The 17,492-nt window shown below is 45.8% G+C and carries 14 protein-coding genes and 1 pseudogene; 13 read left to right on the top strand and 2 right to left on the bottom strand.

The window, feature by feature from the left end; translation table 11 throughout:
- Positions 1 to 51 precede the first annotated feature (51 nt).
- Entirely contained in the window at positions 52 to 1,188 is a 1,137-nt protein-coding gene (locus tag NV381_RS16965) for a Gfo/Idh/MocA family protein (protein ID WP_258214480.1), read from the bottom strand.
- A 221-nt stretch (positions 1,189 to 1,409) separates the two neighbouring features.
- Here NV381_RS16965 and NV381_RS16960 point away from each other — a divergent pair, with 221 nt between their 5' ends.
- The 13 genes from NV381_RS16960 to NV381_RS16900 all read left to right on the top strand — a co-directional run bounded on the left by NV381_RS16960 (position 1,410) and on the right by NV381_RS16900 (position 16,726).
- Positions 1,410 to 2,888, top strand: coding sequence for a response regulator transcription factor (locus NV381_RS16960; RefSeq protein ID WP_258214479.1), 1,479 nt, complete (start codon positions 1,410 to 1,412; stop codon positions 2,886 to 2,888).
- 2 nt (positions 2,889 to 2,890) lie between these two features.
- Positions 2,891 to 4,726: a sensor histidine kinase gene (locus NV381_RS16955; protein WP_258214478.1), complete on the top strand. Its 1,836-nt coding sequence runs from the start codon at positions 2,891 to 2,893 to the stop codon at positions 4,724 to 4,726.
- Between the two features lie 97 nt (positions 4,727 to 4,823).
- Positions 4,824 to 6,353, top strand: a complete 1,530-nt coding sequence (locus NV381_RS16950; protein ID WP_258214477.1) for an extracellular solute-binding protein — start codon at positions 4,824 to 4,826, stop codon at positions 6,351 to 6,353.
- Positions 6,354 to 6,388: 35 nt separating this feature from the next.
- Positions 6,389 to 7,168, top strand: coding sequence for an AraC family transcriptional regulator (locus NV381_RS16945; protein ID WP_258214476.1), 780 nt, complete (start codon positions 6,389 to 6,391; stop codon positions 7,166 to 7,168).
- A gap of 163 nt (positions 7,169 to 7,331) precedes the next feature.
- Complete coding sequence (locus NV381_RS16940) at positions 7,332 to 8,165, top strand: phytanoyl-CoA dioxygenase family protein (protein WP_258214475.1); 834 nt, start codon at positions 7,332 to 7,334, stop codon at positions 8,163 to 8,165.
- Between the two features lie 31 nt (positions 8,166 to 8,196).
- Entirely contained in the window at positions 8,197 to 9,297 is a 1,101-nt protein-coding gene (locus tag NV381_RS16935; protein WP_258214474.1) for an amidohydrolase family protein, read from the top strand.
- 35 nt (positions 9,298 to 9,332) lie between these two features.
- Entirely contained in the window at positions 9,333 to 9,743 is a 411-nt protein-coding gene (locus NV381_RS16930; protein WP_258214473.1) for a Rieske (2Fe-2S) protein, read from the top strand.
- Positions 9,744 to 9,772: 29 nt separating this feature from the next.
- Positions 9,773 to 10,825 carry an amidohydrolase family protein gene (locus NV381_RS16925; RefSeq protein ID WP_258214472.1) on the top strand — a complete coding sequence of 351 codons (1,053 nt, stop codon included), beginning with the start codon at positions 9,773 to 9,775 and terminating at the stop codon, positions 10,823 to 10,825.
- A 36-nt stretch (positions 10,826 to 10,861) separates the two neighbouring features.
- Positions 10,862 to 12,145, top strand: coding sequence for a hypothetical protein (locus NV381_RS16920; protein ID WP_258214471.1), 1,284 nt, complete (start codon positions 10,862 to 10,864; stop codon positions 12,143 to 12,145).
- Between the two features lie 12 nt (positions 12,146 to 12,157).
- Entirely contained in the window at positions 12,158 to 13,186 is a 1,029-nt protein-coding gene (locus NV381_RS16915; RefSeq protein WP_258214470.1) for an Ldh family oxidoreductase, read from the top strand.
- 39 nt (positions 13,187 to 13,225) lie between these two features.
- Positions 13,226 to 14,731, top strand: coding sequence for an extracellular solute-binding protein (locus tag NV381_RS16910; protein WP_258214469.1), 1,506 nt, complete (start codon positions 13,226 to 13,228; stop codon positions 14,729 to 14,731).
- Positions 14,732 to 14,826: 95 nt separating this feature from the next.
- Positions 14,827 to 15,792, top strand: a complete 966-nt coding sequence (locus NV381_RS16905; RefSeq protein WP_419182277.1) for an ABC transporter permease — start codon at positions 14,827 to 14,829, stop codon at positions 15,790 to 15,792.
- Between the two features lie 55 nt (positions 15,793 to 15,847).
- A complete protein-coding gene (locus NV381_RS16900) occupies positions 15,848 to 16,726 on the top strand; it encodes a carbohydrate ABC transporter permease (protein WP_258214467.1) in 879 nt (292 codons plus the stop codon).
- Positions 16,727 to 17,292: 566 nt separating this feature from the next.
- Here NV381_RS16900 and NV381_RS16895 read toward each other — a convergent pair.
- Positions 17,293 to 17,492: pseudogene (locus tag NV381_RS16895) on the bottom strand (IS256 family transposase); the annotation flags it as partial.

The raw sequence follows: 17,492 nt of genomic DNA, 5'->3' as shown, positions 1-17,492 counted from the left end.
ACCTTAATGAAGCGGTCACGGCCTTAACTACAATTATTTCAAGTAGCTGCTTCAGGTTGTAATGGCTGTATCCTGAAAGTTTGTAACCGAAGCCTTCTTCTCGTAAAAGTGAGTTGCGTTCGCCTGAATACCCTCACGCGTATAGAACGGGTCATCTGGACTCAGCGGAAACTGTACTTTCACTCCAGTGCTGGCTGACTTGTAAATTCCTATAATTAATTCAAGCGTATTGCGCCCGCTCGCCCCATCAATGAGTATGGGGGAGCCGGTTTCAATAGCGGACATGAAGTTATCGATCTGTCCGGTATGTCCATCGAACTGTACCTCGGGCAAGGCGTCGTATAATTCTTGTATTTGATTCTCCAAATCCGGATAAGGTTCAGGAAATCCATTGCTCTTTGAGCTTGAGGCTTTTAGCTTCCACGGAGCAGAGACTCGTGCATCTTTCCCTTGGAAGATGAGCTGCTGTTCTTCACCGTGATGAACGACAGAGCTTGTAATTTGAGCTAAGGCGCCTGTTGGAAAACGCAGCATAGCGATCGAAAGATCCTCGACCTCGGCATTATCATGCGAGGTGTTGCTCATAAATGCCTGCAGTTCACTCGGCCGCCCCATCATCCAGAGGAACGCATCGATATGGTGAACGGCATGGTTAAGAGTGCAGCCTCCGCCTTCTTTCTCCCATGTGCCGCGCCACCATAGGTCATAGTAACAATGTCCTCGCCACCAGAAGGAATCCACCTGGGCGTGAACGATAGGGCCCATCAAACCGCTTTCGAGCACCGATTTCAGCTTCATCATCGGTGTTTTGAAGCGGTTTTGCGCTACAACAGAGAGGATTTTCCCGCTTTCTTCAGCTGCTTGATTCATTTCATCACATTCCTGCAAAGAAGAAGCCATAGGCTTTTCTACCAGGACATGCTTGCCTGAACGAAGAAAGTCTACAGTAATAGAAGCATGGGTATAAGGCGGGGTACATACGGATACGAGATCAATATCCTCTTGCAGCAGTTCTTGATAATCCTTTACCGATTTAACATTCAGGTTGTATGTAGCAATGCGATCCTGCGCTTTGTCTTCGTAGATGTCTGCAATCGCAACAATTTGACAGCGTTCAGGAAATTGCAGATAAGCCTCGATATGAGCCCTGCTTATCGCACCTGCCCCGATAATAGCTACTTTTAACATCGTATAGAACCTCCATATATTTGGATTATTCATAAACCCGACTATCCAGAGTATACATGTGTACTTGTATACAAGTCAATCGAAAATTTCTTTTGTTCACTCGTTAGGAAAGCTGGGAAAGCATTATGCAAATGAATCAGTAAAGGATATAATCAAAAAAATGGAAGCTGATGAAAGGCATGAACTGATTCTATCATTCGTACATGAAATGGGGATGCGGCATGTATAGTGTATTGATCGTGGATGACGAGCCTTGGGTATTAAAGGGAATACGCAGCACATTTAAATGGGATAAGCTTGGGTTCCAGGTCATCGGGGAAACGACGGATTCCCTGGAAGCTTTCGACATCATAGTCCGTCAGAAGCCGGATGTTATATTGACAGATATCAGAATGCCGGAATTGTCCGGAATCGAATTGATGAAGCAGTGCAGAGAGCAGGGGATAAGGTCGGAATTTATCATCATAAGTGGTGCCTCCGATTTTCATTATGCCCAAGAGTCGATCCGTCTCGGCTGTTTCGATTATTTGTTGAAACCGCTTCAATTTGAAGAAGCAGAAGCATTGCTTGAGCGGCTATTGCGGCATCTGGAGCGGGTCAAACATCAGAAGGACATGGATTTCCTGGACACACTGAATCATGCGGATGATACCATGATCAAACAGCTGTTAATAAGCAGGGGGGTTACGTCGACCCAATTCCAAACGGTTTATTTATCAGCTACTGCACCCGAACAACTGGAACAGGCTGCAATATGGGTCCGGAATATAGAGCACATCATTGTCCGTGCAGACCCTAATAAAATGATCCTAATACTGGGCTGCTCCGATAATCAATATCCGCTGCTCGCAGCCCAATATGAAGCGGCTTCAGCCCATATCAAGGATCGTTTCTACATAGGAGTCAGTGAAACCTCCTCTTCGCGGGAAGAAATCTCGAAGCTTATTGAGGAAGCTCATGTTGCTATGCATTCCTCCTTCATCTACTTAACCGGCGGGGTGTACAAGCAGAGCAAAGAAATTCACCCAATGGTACGAAAGGCCGTACAAGTCATTTGTGCCGCTGTACATCCTTCTTCTCCTGATCAGGTCAGCATGCTGCTAGATGATATTCTCGAGCTTTTTAGAAAAGAAGGGGCGGGTATGAAGGATGCGGTATATTTGTGGAACCAGATTATCTCTACATTTAACAATAAATATAACGGAGGAGAGGTTCATTCTCATGAGGAGCTAAGCTTTATGGATTACGGAGCCCTTGTCAATAAATTCGATAACCTGCAGGAGCTGTGTGAATGCTTGAAGCATTTTATTCAATCAGGCATTGAATCTGCCTTGCCTGAGCCGGATCCGACGGTTAATGAGAATTTCAAGGAGCTGCTTGAGTTTGTAAACCTTCATTATGAGGAAGACCTTCATCTCAGAGAGCTCTCCAATAAATTTTATATCAATTATACCTATTGCTGCGATTTGTTCCAGAAAACGGCCAAAGTTACCTTTACGGATTACGTAACTCGTCTGCGTATGAAAAAGGCGGGGCGCCTCCTAAGGGAAAGTGACTTAACAATTTCGGAAATTTGCCGGGAAACGGGTTATAAGGATTACCATTATTTTAACAAAGTATTTAAAAAGTGGTACGGAATCACACCTACAAATTACAAGAAGAGCCAGACGGATCCAAACTATGGAGAGGGCAGAGGATAAGGATGAGAATCATCTCCCGATTGAACCTTAAGAATCAGCTGCTGCTGCTCGTAGCAATTTCTACGTTGATGATATTTTCATTGCAGATTTTTTACTATAGTAAATTTTACAGTCTGGCTGAAGATAAGGAGAATGTGCATACTTCAAGAATTATAAGGCAAGTAGAGGAGAATATTATCTCCTTCACACAGGATATTAAAGATGCCGCCTTGGCCTCTTCTTACAACACAGTCATTCATGATTATATGGGCTCGGATGATCCTATCTACAGGCTTAAGCTGAATAAAAATGTGCTGGAGATTATATCGGGAATCAAAGCTTCCAACAAAAATATCGAATCGATTATTTTAGTAGATAAAGAAAGGAATATTGTCGGCGCTTCAAGTCCGTTTGATTATCTCATTCTTGGGGAGCTTGAGAAGAAGTACCATCCCGATATGCGCTATCCGGAATCGCAATTTTTCGGTAAAATTTATAATCCCGAGAAGATGGAGAAGTTAGCCTATATCTATGTCCATCCGGTATTTTCCTCTTTAAATGAAACGAATGGCTTTACTGAATTGGGCATGGTTATTGTTGTTTACAAGACGGAAATTATGGACCGGATATTGACGGATATCAAAGCGACTCCAAGCTCGCTGCTGCTGATTCTTGATAGCGAGTACAATGTCGTTTCGGCTGATGAGCGGTTTATGAAAGGCAGCTTGTTTGATAGTGAGATTCTTAAAGGCATTGATAGCCATATTAAGGATCAGCAAATACAATTTCGGGAAAAGCTGAATCATGTTCAAGCTAAAGATATCGAGCAGTTGAATTGGAAAATTGTAAGCCTCATTCCTGTGAATGAGATGACAGATGAGCTTCGTTTGGTCCGAAACATTGGTTTTATTATAGGTGCTGTGATGACGCTGCTAATTTTAATTATGGGCCTTATTTTTATCCGTAGTGTAACCGTTCCTTTTGGCCGAATTGTCCGTTTTGTTAATTACATAGGGAACAATGGGGGAAAGCAGAGATTGCAGCTGCCTGTAAAAAATGAAATAGGGATATTGTCCATAGAAATTAATAAGATGCTGGACAAGCTGGATGAGACGAATGAGTTGTTCATTCAAGCCCAAACCTCTCTATACCAAATGGAAATTGCCAAAAAACAGGCGGAATTATCGTTTCTGCAAAGCCAGATAAACCCGCATTTTCTTTATAATACATTGGAATGCATCCGAAGCATCGGTTTAGCCAACGGGGTGATGGAGATTGTCGAAATTTCTACCTCGATGGCCAAAATTTTCAGATACAGTATCAAAGAGGAAAATTTCGTCCGCATAAGAAACGAGCTGGAATGTATTCAGGACTATGTTCGTATTATGTCGATTCGTTATATGGATAAATTTAACGTCACTATTAGTGTGGATGAGGATATTCTGGAAATGAGAATGCCCAAAATGATTTTGCAGCCGATTGTGGAGAATGCTATTTATCATGGGCTTGAACGGAAAAACGGAAAAGGAGTATTGACCATAACCGGTTTGGTGACAGCCGATCATACGGTCAGATTCGAAATATCAGACAGCGGCAAGGGAATGAAGGCGGAAGAATTGGAGAAGCTGAGGCATTCCCTGCGCGCAGCTGATCCGACCGAGGGAGACATCGCTTCAAGAGGGCTGGGCTTGCTTAATATTCATCAGCGCATTAGGCTTGCTTTCGGAGAACAGTATGGCATTGAGATTTACAGTATCGATAACGAGGGTACACAAGTCATTTTACATATCCCGCTTGTATCAAACCGATTGGAAGCAAGTTCCGAAAATAGTACCCTATGTTCCGAAACGAATCGGTAGCGCAATTTTAGAAAGCGGTTACAATTAATGGTATATGTACGCAATCCGCACATGAATGATGAGATGATTTTCTCCGGTAATAAAAGGGAGGGACTGTATGCGCCGAAAGCTCGTATTGCCACTGACTATAGTTCTGCTTACTGCGATGATGTCCGGGTGCAGCACTGCTGATCGGCACAATTCTGCCGACAAAGCGGGTCATGGAAGCAAAAGCGATGAGGATTTGCTTGTTGCGGAAAGGATGCCAAGTCACCATGAGCTGTTTACATTGAAGGCATTATCGAATACTCCGCTAGAAACGCCGGACTTGAACAACCGCTTTTGGACCCGAATACAGGAAATGTTTCAAGTAAAGCTGCAAGCCGAATTTATTCCACTTGACGACTACGACAGAAGGCTGAGACTGGTGCTTTCATCTGGAGATTTGCCCGAGGTTATGGTGTTGAATACGATTGATGACAGTGTGTTTAATAAAGCTGTCAAGCAAGGGCTGTTCTGGGATGTCAACGAATTGGCAGGGAATTTGGAGAGCTTTCCAAATTTGAAGCACAATATTTCAGAAACCGCTTGGAAATATACGAAAATCGAAGGTCGGAATTACGTGATTCCCCGTGCACGCCCGCTGTTGGATGGAGGGCTTCATTGGCGTCCCGATTTATTTAATAATCTGGGGCTTCCCCAACCGAGAACGTTGGATGAATACGTAAATTCCTTAAAGAAAATCATGGATACTAATCCTGACAAGCGTTATGTCGGGCTGCATTTTGAAGAAGCTTTTTTCAATGCATTTGGCGGGTTTGAAACGGTATATAACAATGAAGGCGGGCTTATCTACAAATATTTTACCGACAGCTATACGGAATTTGTGAAATGGTACCGTCATGTTTACAGCATGGGATTGATGTCCAAGGAATTTGCAATTTTAAAGGGGAGCGATAAAGAAAATATGTTCCGTTCGGACAAAGCTCTCACTTATTTCAGGAATATGTATCACAGCTATACGTATGAGCAGGAATTGAAGAGGATCGACCCTAACTACGAGGCTGGCGTTATCACTTATTTGAATGGACCCAAAGGACACTCGGGAGAATATGGAATGGCTTTCACCGGAGGGTTCGTCATTGCCAGAAGCGTTCCCAAGGATAAGGCTCTACGAATTTTGCAAATGTACAACCAGGCTGCCGCACCGGAAGTGACGGATCAGCTGCTTCGCGGCTTTGAGGGGGTTCATTACAATAAGGTAGACGGTAAACGAATTCCAACCGAGCTGGCTAAAAAAGAGCTTAATAATGCGGTGATGCAAATTTTTCCGAACGCCGATGACGAATGGCAGAAGGTCGTGAACTACACCGCACCGAAGGAATGGAACGATAAAATGAAAGCAGTAGCCCAAACACTATATGAAGCGGAAGAAAAAATAGATCCGTTCCGCGTCATCAGGTCGGAAACCTGGTTAAAGCAGTGGCCCAAGGTGCAAGACGATTATATATCGATACGAACCCAGGCTGTAATGGGCTTGATTCCGATGGAAGAGTACGAGGACTTCGTGAAAAAGTACAGGGAGAAGCCTGAGTTCAAAAAGGCGTTTAAAGAGTTTGCGGACAGCTACGAGCTTATGATGAATTAAAGGACAAAGGAATAAACTTTGAAGGGGCGATGTATATGTTGGAGCTTCAATCATGTTATGTGAAGGATTTGGACAGTAAGTGGACCATGAGCCATTTATCCAATCCCTACCATTTACTGCTGTTTATTACAAGCGGCCGTTTAATTTATTGGGTTGATGATGAGACTATACCGCTGCAAAAAGGAGATGTTTTGTTTGTTCCGGCCGGTTCAGTACGCAGCGGAAGCGCTATCGAATACCATCAAAGATATGCCACTTTTTTCGGTGTGCAAGAAGATGAGCTGACTAAACTGGGGCTTCCAATACTGAATAGGCGAAAAACCTTCAAATTGAAAATTCAAAATTTCCCTTACTTTAAACAGAGATTTTCCTTGCTAAATCATCATTGGCTGATGAAAGGGGCTTATCTTGATACATTTTGTAACGCTATCCTGCTGGAAATGCTCAGTATGGTTAATTATGACTTGGATTATGAGGAAGTAAGCTCTAAAAAAATGAAACTTGTAAAAGATATTAAAAATTATATTCTTAAGCATTACAACCAATCCATCAAGCTGCAGGAGCTATCGGAATTCGGCGGGAAAACCCCTAATTATATTTCCTGTATTTTTAAAGAAGTGACAGGCTTTACCCCTATTGAATATCTTCACGATGTACGGATATCGATGGCCAAGGATATGATGCTGTCCAAGGGAATGTCCATTCGCGAAATATCGGAGGAAACCGGATTTTGTGATCAGGCTTATTTTAACCGTGTGTTTAGAAAGCTGAGCGGCTGTTCGCCTACAGACTTTTTAAATGAGAAATCGGGCTGAAAAATTTTTTTGATTTTTTGTAGGATTATACAAATGTACGGGGATCGTTAATGGTGCACAGCGGTAAAAGAAACTATGCTTACGGTGTAGGGATGAGCTCTTGGTTCCCGGAACGATTGGGCTCGCTCACCTCGCTAAAACTATTCAAACGGAGGTATCACCAATGGAGCAAACTTGCTTGCAGTACGCTTTAACCGAGGAAGAACGCAAGGCTTTTGAGGAAACCGGATATTTGATCGTGGAGAACGCTTTATCCCCCGAGCATGTGGCAGCGCTGACCAAGGAAGTTGACCGTATATTCGATGAAAATGTTCAGGCTGGCCACGATACAACCAAAGCTTTATTTCATCCTAACTTTATTCCGGATCATGAGATGTTTCTCGATCTCGTTGATTATGAGAAAATACTGCCGAAGGTTTGGGGGATTCTGGGCTGGAATATTTATCTGTATCATGCACATATGATTGTGACGCCTCCGACCGGGCAGCAGCCTACGGATAAGACGTTCGGGTGGCATCAGGACAGCGGACGGATGAATGTGGAAATGGAGTCGGAGCCGCGCCCGCGTATGTCGATTAAGGTAGCTTACTTCCTCTCCGATCTGTCAGAGGCGGGACGAGGCAATTTCTGGATCGTGCCGAACAGTCATCTGAAAAATTCGATGAGCCGTCCGGAAAGCGGATTCGGTCAGCTGGAAGGGGCGATTCCGGTTTGTGTGAAGCCTGGTACAGCCGTATTTTTTGATCGGCGCCTATGGCATTCGGCAAGTCCGAACTGGTCGGAAATTACTCGGAAAGTGCTCTTCTACGGCTACGGCTATCGTTGGATCCGGACGAAGGATGATATGACGGTTCAAAGCCTATGGTCCAAAGCCGATCCGATTCGCCGTCAGCTGCTGGGAGCGGGAACGAATTGCAACGGGTATTATACACCTACCGAAGAGGATGTTCCGCTGAGAGAATGGCTTAAGGAGTATTCACCCAGTCAGGTGAAATAATGGTGAATATAAGGCAAAGGAGGTGTAGTAGATGTCCATCAATGAAGAAACTGTAAATCCGGAGGCAGGACAGAAGAAGCGGACGAAGCCGGGAATTATCGATTGTGATGTGCACCCCATTCCCAAAAGTTTGGATCAAATTAAACCGTATATGCCTAAATACTGGAGGGACCGTTTCCGTGGAGGCGGGAGAGGGTTGTTCTATGGCAATCCATTCCATGGCATGCGCCAGGATTCGCATCCGCCGGGTGGAGGTCCGGCCGGCTCCGATCCAAGCTTTGTCAGGAAACAATTAATAGAAGAAAACAATATTAAGACGGCTATTCTGATCCCCCGGGAAAACAGCTGTCAATTCCCGGATCTGGACTACGGAAATGCGATAGCCTCCGCCTATAACGAGTGGATCGCCGATACTTGGATCGGGCCGGATAATTATGATGGGGTGTTCAAATCATCAATTGTCATCAATCATAGCGATCCGGTTAATGCTGCCAAGGAAATCGACCGTTGGGCTGATCACAAGCACAACATTCAGGTAACGACCGATTCCGGCGCCAGATTTCTGATGGGCCACCGGAATTTTCACCCGATCTTCGAGGCTTGCTGCCGCCATAACTTGCCGCTCGCGCTGCATCCTGGATTAGACGGAATCGGCATTAATATTCTTCCGTCGCCTGGTAATCCGAGCCATTATATCGAATGGCATACCTGTATGTCGCTCAGCTTTCAGGCGCATCTGGTCAGCCTGCTCACCGAAGGAACCTTCGAGCGCTATCCGGATTTACGGATCGTGCTTGTGGAGGGCAGCTCCACATGGCTCGTTCCTTTAATGTGGCGGCTTGACATGGAATACAAGGCGCTTCGGGTTGAGATTCCATGGGTGAAGAAGCGCCCTAGCGAATATTTGCGTGACCATATTCGCCTTACTTCACAGCCGCTGGAACGGCCGGATAACGATGAGGATATGCTGCATATGCTTCGGATGATGGATGCCGAGCATCTGCTGATGTTCTCCAGCGACTATCCGCACTGGGACTTTGATAATCCGAAGCTGACCTTCCCCAAGCTTCCGGAGAAGCTGTATAACCGCATCTTTTTCGAAAATGCGGAGGAGTTCTACGGCTTGAAGTAAATCATCCGGCTTGAATTAAGGAGGGAGGAAGGCTTATGGCTAAACATATTGTTGGGAATACAAATGAAATTTTACCGGGGCATAAAAAAATCGTATCGCTGGAGGGCCTTTCAATCGGTGTTTTTAACGTACATGGCAAATATTACGCTGTGAAAAACAGCTGTCCGCACCAGCAGGCTCCATTATGTGTGGGAAAAGTATCGGGTACAACGCTTCCGTCCAAGCCAGGCGAGTTTCTGTACGGACGAGAGGGGGAAATATTGAGATGCCCTTGGCATGGCTGGGAGTTCGACTTGACCAACGGTCATTCCCTCTTTGATCCCAACCGCTGCTGGGTGAAGACGTACGAGGTTGAAGTGGGGCAAGCAGAAGTGGAGCCTCCGAAGCTGGAAACGTATCCCGTCAATGTGGAAGAAGAGCAAGTGATCGTATCTATTAACAGATAAACGGCAAGCTTGAAGGAGGTCGCGTACCATTGTCACAGACCAAACAAGGCATTATCGATTGTGATGTACATCCCTATCCCAAGGACAAGGATGAGATTAAAGCCTTCTTGAGTCAGCCTTGGAAGGATAGGTACAGCAGCGGCGGCAGAGGTTTTTTTGGAAACCCGGTCCATGGCGAGAGACTGGACTCCCGTCCTCCCGGCGGAGGCCCTGGCGGCTCCGATCCTGATTTTCTGAGAGAACAGCATATTAACAAATTCGGAATCGACCATTGTATCTTATTGCCGCGCGCTTTTTGCAACCTGCATCCCGACCCTGATTTTGGAACAGCCATTGCTGCTGCCTACAATGAATGGCTTGCAGCAACATGGCTAAGCAAGTATAACAGCGATGGCGTGTTCAAGGGGTCCATTACAATTGCTCATCAGGATCCTGCGGCGGCGGCTGCAGAAATTGAGCGCTGGGCCGATCATCCACATTTTGTTCAAGTTATGACCGACTCGGGTGCGAGGGCGCCTTTTGGGCAGAGACAATACTATCCTATCTACGAAGCATGTGAGAGGTATGGACTTCCTTTGGCGATTCATCCCGGTACGGATGGGATGGGTATCAATATTCAGCCAACACCAGGATATCCTACCCACTATATTGAGTGGCATACCTGTTTGTCGCTAGGCTTTCAAGCGCATCTGGTCAGCTTGCTTACCGAAGGCGTGTTCGAACGATTTCCCGGTTTGAAAATCGTGCTGGTTGAGGGTGGAGTGGCCTGGCTGCCGGCATTGATGTGGAGGCTTGACGCCGAGTATAAGGCACTGCGATTTGAAGTGCCATGGTTGAAGAAGAGGCCAAGCGAATACCTTCGCGAGCATGTGAGGCTTACCTCCCAGCCATTGGAGAGACCGGAGCCGGATAAGTTTTTACTCCAAACGCTTGAGATGATGGACGCGGAGCATATCTTGATGTTTTCCAGTGATTATCCGCATTGGGATTTCGATTCACCGCGGTTTGCTTTTCCCAAGCTGCCGGAAGCGCTGCATAAATCCATATTTTCGGATAATGCAAGAGCATTGTATAGACTGTAGTAGGCTAAAGGAATTGTTAGGGAGGGGGAGATAGGGATGTTCATTAAAGAAGTAGCGGCAAGCCTGTATTCATGGGACATTCATGACGAGGGCGCTGATCATTGTATCGATACATTAGCGGAGCATGCCAACGTCAACAGCGTGTATCTGGTAGGTATTATGCACAAGGAGAAACGCCCGCTCAGAGGGCTGTATTATCCGCATAATCCAAAACGTAAATTTTATATGCCGGAAGATAGCTGTGTGTACTATAGGCTGGATCAAGCGGATTTTGCGAATACACCGTTAAAACCCATTTACAGTTCTGTAGATTTTCTCAAGGATACGGATTGGCTCGATGTGCTGATCGAAAGCGCCAGAAGCAGAAAGAAGAAGGTCGGTGTTGAGATTTCTCACACGATTTTTGATGCATCGATTGCAAAGCGAGATTTTCCTTACCTGCTGCAGCGTAAAATAGACGGTTCTCTGCTATCGTTGCTATGTCCTAACCATGAGCATGTTCGAGAATATATTCGAGGACTGTTCCACAGCTCGGTCAAGCAGCATGATATTGATTTTATTCAAAGCTGCCTCATCCTATTTGCTGAGGGAGGGAAGATGGGCTGGAACAATCATGCCGTTGCTGATGAAAAGGAACTGCATGTGCTCCTGAGTACGGTCGATGCCGGTTGCTTTTGCGGAGCTTGCAGTGCTAAAGCAATGGCTATGGGGTATGACTGGGACCGAATTGTCTCGGATCTGCAGCAGCTGACCAGAATTCGCAATGGTGTGGAATTGAGTGACGGCTTAGGAAAAAAATTGCTGGAGCAAAGTAATTTATCGGCGACAGCATTGCTGCTGCAGGTGCCGTCTTTGTATCAATGGCTGGAATTCCGGCAAAAAAGTATAACCTCCTTATTCAAGGATATCCATCAGGCCGTCAAGTCGGCTAACCCGCGAGTCGAGTTCCGTTATAATACTTACTTGAAATATCCGGAACTGTCCGGACTTGATTTTGCAGCCATTCGGGATTATATCGATTCCATTCGCGAATCCGATTACTCGGAAATGTGGGGAACAACGGAACAGCTTGCTGCCAAAAGACAGAAAATTCTGAAAATACGCAGTGGAATAGGTTACGACAAGGATGTCATTGCTGCAATCGATGTAAGGCCGAGTGTCAAAGGAGAGAGTAATGAAGACATCATTAAGCGCAGCGTAAAGCTGATTAGCAACCTTGGGGTCGATGGTTTATCTTTGGGACATTACGACGAAGCTACACTTTCCAGGCTGCAAGCGGTGAAGGCGGGGATGGAAGAATCGGAAATGCTGCTTTATTGAGGGGGGCTCTGCTTGGCTGGTTTACGTATATCTTTGACGGAGTTGGAACGAATAACGGTTCAATTGCTTCAAGCATCGGGATTAACTGAAGATAATGCGGCTATTGCAGCTGATGTATTCATGAGGGCCACTTACCGTGGTGTCAATCACCATGATGTGAATGAGCTCCCTGGGCGTTTAGCCGGTCTTGCTGCCGGCAAGGTGAAGGCCAATCCATCCATTACACGGATTAACAAGTTCGGTGCTTTGGAAAATTATGAGGGGGATAACGGATTAGGGGAGCTTTGCGGTATGTTCATTATGAGAAGAGCGGAGCAATTGGCTGATGAGCATGGGATCGGTCTGTGTGCGATACGCAATAGCCATCATCTGTTAGCTTCAACGCCCTATGTGGAGACTGCTGCGGAGCATGGCTATATCAGCTATATCGTAACGAGGGGAGCACCAACCATGGGGGCTCCCGGCAGAAAAGAGAAGGTGATTGGCACTAGCCCAATGGGTTATGCGATACCTACCGACAACGATTATCACATCATGTTCGATGCTTGTCTCGCGTATGCATCCAATGGGGTGCTGGCTGAGAAAGTGGCGGCGGGGGAAAGCGTCCCTCCGTATTGGGGGCTGGACTCGCAGGGAAGAGCAACCGGTGACCCGGCCGCAATATCCAAGGGAACCCGTCTTCCTGTAGGTGCTCATAAAGGCTTCGGGCTTACGATACTGGGCGAAGTCATCACCGGAATACTTGCAGAGGGGCAAATCATTGATGAACCGCAGGCAGGCAGCGGTCTAGTGGGCATTCCCTCGCATACCGCAATATGCATCAAGGCGGACGGACTTCTCGGTCAGCGGAAATTCAGGCAGCGGACGACTGAAATGGCAGACAGGATGGAGGCCAGAGCGGCTGGCTTGCAGCTTCCAGGACAGCGATCCGCCAGGAGCAGAAATGAGATCATTAGCGCGGGCGCTATTGACTTAAAGGAAGAATTGGTCGCTAAACTCAATGAGTGGTCCGGTAAGCTTGGTATTGCTCCACTATGCTAATAATCCGGGGAAGATGATAACCATAAGGAGATGAATGGGATGCAAATAAACGGTTTTAGAAAAACAGCTCCATTGCTTGCCGTTGCTTTAATGTCATCCGTAGTTAGTGCATGTTCGGGGTCGCAGCCGGCCAGTGACGGGAAGGGCAGCACGGATGCTCCGGCGGCGACTAATAAACCTTTTAAATACAGCACGATGGTATCTACTTTCGCCGAAGTTCCGGATATGAAAAATCAGTTCTGGTCGCGCTTTCAAAAGGAAAATAATTTGGAGATGGATGTTCAGTGGATTCCCGATCCTGAGTTTCAAACGAAATTGAATTTAGCGATTGCCTCTGGGCAGCTGCCTGACGTAGTTTCAGCACAAAATCCTCATGATGTTAACACGATGAATGCAGTTGACAAAGGCGTGTTCTGGGATTTGGGGCCGTTTCTGGGTGATTTGAGCAAGTATCCGAATTTGAAAAAAAATGTGCCCGAAGCAGCCTGGAAATATTCCAAATATAAAGGGACCTATTACTTTATCCCGCGAGCGAGGTCACAGATTAATACGGGTTTCTTGATCCGCAAAGATTTACTGGACGAGGCAGGATTAGCTATGCCCAAAACTACCGATGAGCTGTACAACGCACTCAAGCAAATCAAGGCCAAGGATACGAGCGGCAAGCTGATTGGGACTCTCTTCTTCGATAACATGGCCTCCGCCTTCGGTTCCTTCACTCCGCAGTATAACGCTGAAGGAGGTCTTTACAGAAATATCTTATCGGATGCCTACACCAACATGGTGGACTGGTACCGCAAATTATTCAAGGACGGTCTAATGTCTCCGGAATTCTCAGCAGTGAAGGGGGCAGAGCCGGATAATTTCTTCGCTGCAGGCAAAACGGTGTTCCACACGAAAAATTACTGGCATCAATACCGGATGGAGCAAGAAAATAAAAAGCTGAAGCCCAATGCGCAAGTAGAGATTGTTCCCTTCATTAAAGGGCCGGGAGGTGCGGCGGCCTACCTGGAGCCAGGCTTTACGGGAGGGCTCTTTATTCCGAAAAGCGTTCCGGAGGATAAACTGAAGAAGATACTGGAGGTATTCAACACTGCTGCTGGAGATGACAATTCGAAGGCACTGTTTTATGGATACGAAGGTGTGCATCATAAAGTTGAAAATGGCAAATACATTATGACCGACGTCGGTTTGAAAGAAATTCAAAGCTTTACGAATGACCCTTTTACGATCAAAAGAAATGAATGGGATAAAGTAGACAGTCCGCTCGCACCTGTTGAAGTCGATAAAGCAAATCGCGAGAAAGTGAAGGTAGTGTACGATACGCTGACGGTCGATCCTTTCCGAATCATTCGTTCGGCTACCTGGACGGCGGAATGGCCGAAATATTCGGATGAATTCGAAAAGAAGAGAACCGAAGCCATTATGGGAAAAATCAGTATGGACGATTACAAGAAATATGTTGATGGGCTAAGAAACAATGCAGCTCTCAAGAAAGCTTTTATGGAGCAAACGCAAAGCTATAAGGAGTATTTCGGCAAATAATTGGAAGCCTGTGGAACAACAAGTCAACCTGTACGGGCGGCTGTAGCCTTGTGCGGGTTGACCCTCGCTATTTTCTCAATGAAAGGAGCATGCGAATGAAAACGGAAGAGGCCGTTTTGAATAGCCATGTAGTCAAAGAGCGACCGCATACACGTACTCGCTCGTTTTGGTCGGACTATGTTAAATATCGCTACATGTATCTGCTTGTTATTCCTGGCTTTCTTTATTTCGCCGTCTTTAAGCTCGTACCGATGTGGGGATTGCTCATCGCCTTTAAGGATTACAATCCGATTGTTGGGTTTGCTGAGAGTCCCTGGGTAGGCTTGAAGTTTTTTAACGAGATGTTTGCCGATGAGCATTTCTATATCATGCTGCGGAATACGCTGCTGATCAACATATTCGGGCTGGTGTTTTTCTTCCCGCTGCCTATTTTGTTGGCGATCATGTTGAATGAGGTGCGGCATGAAGTTTTTAAACGGATTAATCAATCCTTGGTCTATATGCCGCATTTTTTATCTTGGGTAGTCATTGCGAGTCTTACTTTTTTTATTTTATCGGTTGATGTAGGTCTGCTCAACAAGCTCATTCGGCTTTTCGGTCTGGAGCCGTATTCCTTCCTGAATGATGTGAATTTATTTTGGGGCTTGCTGACTGCTCAGAGCATATGGAAGGATGCGGGCTGGGGGACCATTATCTTCTTGGCGGCCATCGCCGGCGTGAATACGGAAAGATACGAGGCAGCAGTTGTGGACGGGGCGAACCGCTTCAGACAAATCTGGCATGTTACTTTGCCGGCCATACGGCCAACCATCGTCATTCTACTCATTCTTCGGCTGGGGCATATGACGGATGTCAATTTCGAGCAGGTTCTGCTGATGATGAATCCACTGGTGCGAGATGTGGGAGATGTTTTTGACACGTATGTATATAACAACGGTATTTTACGGGGAATGTACAGTGTGGGCGTTGCAGTAGGATTTTTCAAAGGTCTCGTCGGCCTGGCGCTTGTGATGGCTTCCAATTACGTTGTCAAAAAGATGGGACATGAGGGCATTTACTAAGTAATGCTTACGAAGTAAACTTTGCTAAAGCAAAGTTCTTAGGAGGAGTAAACCCGTGAGCTTTGTACACCAGAAAAAGGTTACTGCATTTGATGTCATCAACTACACGCTGCTGGCAATCATCTCGGCGATGTGCTTGTTTCCATTTCTTTATGTGTTGAGCGTATCATTAACCCACAGGTCGGTGTATATTCCATATGCACTGCAGCTGTTCCCGGAAAAATGGTCGCTCGGAGCATACACTTATATTTTGTCCTCCAACAGCTTTGAGAACGCATTGCAGAGCACCGTATTCATTACGGCTGTAGGGACCTTATTAAATGTTGCCTTTACTTTTACGATGGCCTATGGACTGACGGAACGCAAATTGCCTCACCGTAGATGGATTTATGGGCTTGTTGTGTTTTCACTCGTATTCAGTGCCGGCATTATTCCGAGCTTCCTGCTTGTTAAGGAATTAAGCTTAATGAACTCCTATTGGGCATTGATCATCCCAACGCTCACTAATGCGTGGAGCTTGATCGTTGTAAAAAGCTTTATGGATTCCTTGCCGGCAGAGGTGATCGAATCGGCCAAAATGGATGGCTGTACGGAGCTTGGCGTCTTTTTCCGAATCATTCTGCCTTTATCCAAACCCGCTCTGGCAGCCTTCGTGCTGTTTTTCGCCGTATCTCATTGGAATACTTATTTCAATGCACTGCTGTATTTAACCGACGCCAAGAAGTGGACGCTCCAGGTTTTGGTTAAATCTTTAGTTCTTGATAATAGCGCCAAAACCGTTGGGATGGAAGCATCTATAGGCGATGCGTCTCCGCCGTCGGAAACCGTTCGTTCAGCTTCGATTATTCTTTCCATATTGCCAATTCTTGTCGTCTATCCATTTCTGCAAAAGCATTTTGCCAAGGGAGTTATGATCGGCTCTGTAAAGGGCTAGGTTTGAGATAGTGGACACTAATACGGTAAAGATTTGGACGGTGAATAAAAATAAGGGGCTGTCCCAAAAGTCATTTTGAGACAACTCCTCCACCATTTTATCCTGAATAGATGGTAGCAAAAGAGCCCTCAATTCCACTTTAATAATTGAAGGCTTTTTTTGCACATTCTTGTGTATTCTTAGTGATAAATAGGATGAGGTCGCTTTCCGGCGCGTACTCATCGCGGGTACCGGGTTCGGGGTTCGGTTACGGCATTGTATGGAAGTCTGGCGCACTTCGTGCAATTATCAGGAAAATGTCAAGTTAGTTACTCCGAAAATAGCGTTCCAAGTCTTATAGCTGGAATTCCTCATGCTAATTCTACGTATTTTGGCTGATATCCACCATTTCACCTCTATTAGAGTTAGTTTTTCCAGTTAGATTGATTTCAGGCGGTAGCGTCAAGAAGTTTGTGTAAGGTAGGTTTATCCATCGGGACGATGGATAAGAAAAGTTAGTTGTTTGAATATTCAGACGTTATAAAGGGTGAGGGTGCAGCCCAAGCGAAGGCGCGGGAGCTGGTTTTTTATTCCACCTCAGGTGTGGAGGATGGATAGCGTTCTTCAAAAAGCTCCGTCAATTTCTTCTTGACTTCAAGGTCTCCAAATCCTCGGATGACTCGATCTGCGAATCTTTCGTTATAATCGATTGTGTCTAAATAAACAATCTTTTCTGCAGCGTCTATATTGGTTAGACTGTTCATTGGTTTTAACCGCTTGCGGAACT

It is taken from the genome of Paenibacillus radicis (ex Xue et al. 2023), assembly GCF_024722015.1.
Lineage (GTDB): Bacteria > Bacillota > Bacilli > Paenibacillales > NBRC-103111 > Paenibacillus_S.
Note: the sequence above shows the minus strand (reverse complement) of the source record. Positions and strands in the feature narration are given on the sequence as shown.

Coding starts and splice junctions, on each gene's coding strand:
- NV381_RS16950 (WP_258214477.1), top strand. CDS start 4,824: ATGCGCCGAAAGCTCGTATTGCCACTGACTATAGTTCTGCTTACTGCG.
- NV381_RS16960 (WP_258214479.1), top strand. CDS start 1,410: ATGTATAGTGTATTGATCGTGGATGACGAGCCTTGGGTATTAAAGGGA.
- NV381_RS16930 (WP_258214473.1), top strand. CDS start 9,333: ATGGCTAAACATATTGTTGGGAATACAAATGAAATTTTACCGGGGCAT.
- NV381_RS16940 (WP_258214475.1), top strand. CDS start 7,332: ATGGAGCAAACTTGCTTGCAGTACGCTTTAACCGAGGAAGAACGCAAG.
- NV381_RS16910 (WP_258214469.1), top strand. CDS start 13,226: ATGCAAATAAACGGTTTTAGAAAAACAGCTCCATTGCTTGCCGTTGCT.
- NV381_RS16945 (WP_258214476.1), top strand. CDS start 6,389: ATGTTGGAGCTTCAATCATGTTATGTGAAGGATTTGGACAGTAAGTGG.
- NV381_RS16905 (WP_419182277.1), top strand. CDS start 14,827: ATGAAAACGGAAGAGGCCGTTTTGAATAGCCATGTAGTCAAAGAGCGA.
- NV381_RS16920 (WP_258214471.1), top strand. CDS start 10,862: ATGTTCATTAAAGAAGTAGCGGCAAGCCTGTATTCATGGGACATTCAT.
- NV381_RS16955 (WP_258214478.1), top strand. CDS start 2,891: ATGAGAATCATCTCCCGATTGAACCTTAAGAATCAGCTGCTGCTGCTC.
- NV381_RS16935 (WP_258214474.1), top strand. CDS start 8,197: ATGTCCATCAATGAAGAAACTGTAAATCCGGAGGCAGGACAGAAGAAG.
- NV381_RS16965 (WP_258214480.1), bottom strand. CDS start 1,188: ATGTTAAAAGTAGCTATTATCGGGGCAGGTGCGATAAGCAGGGCTCAT.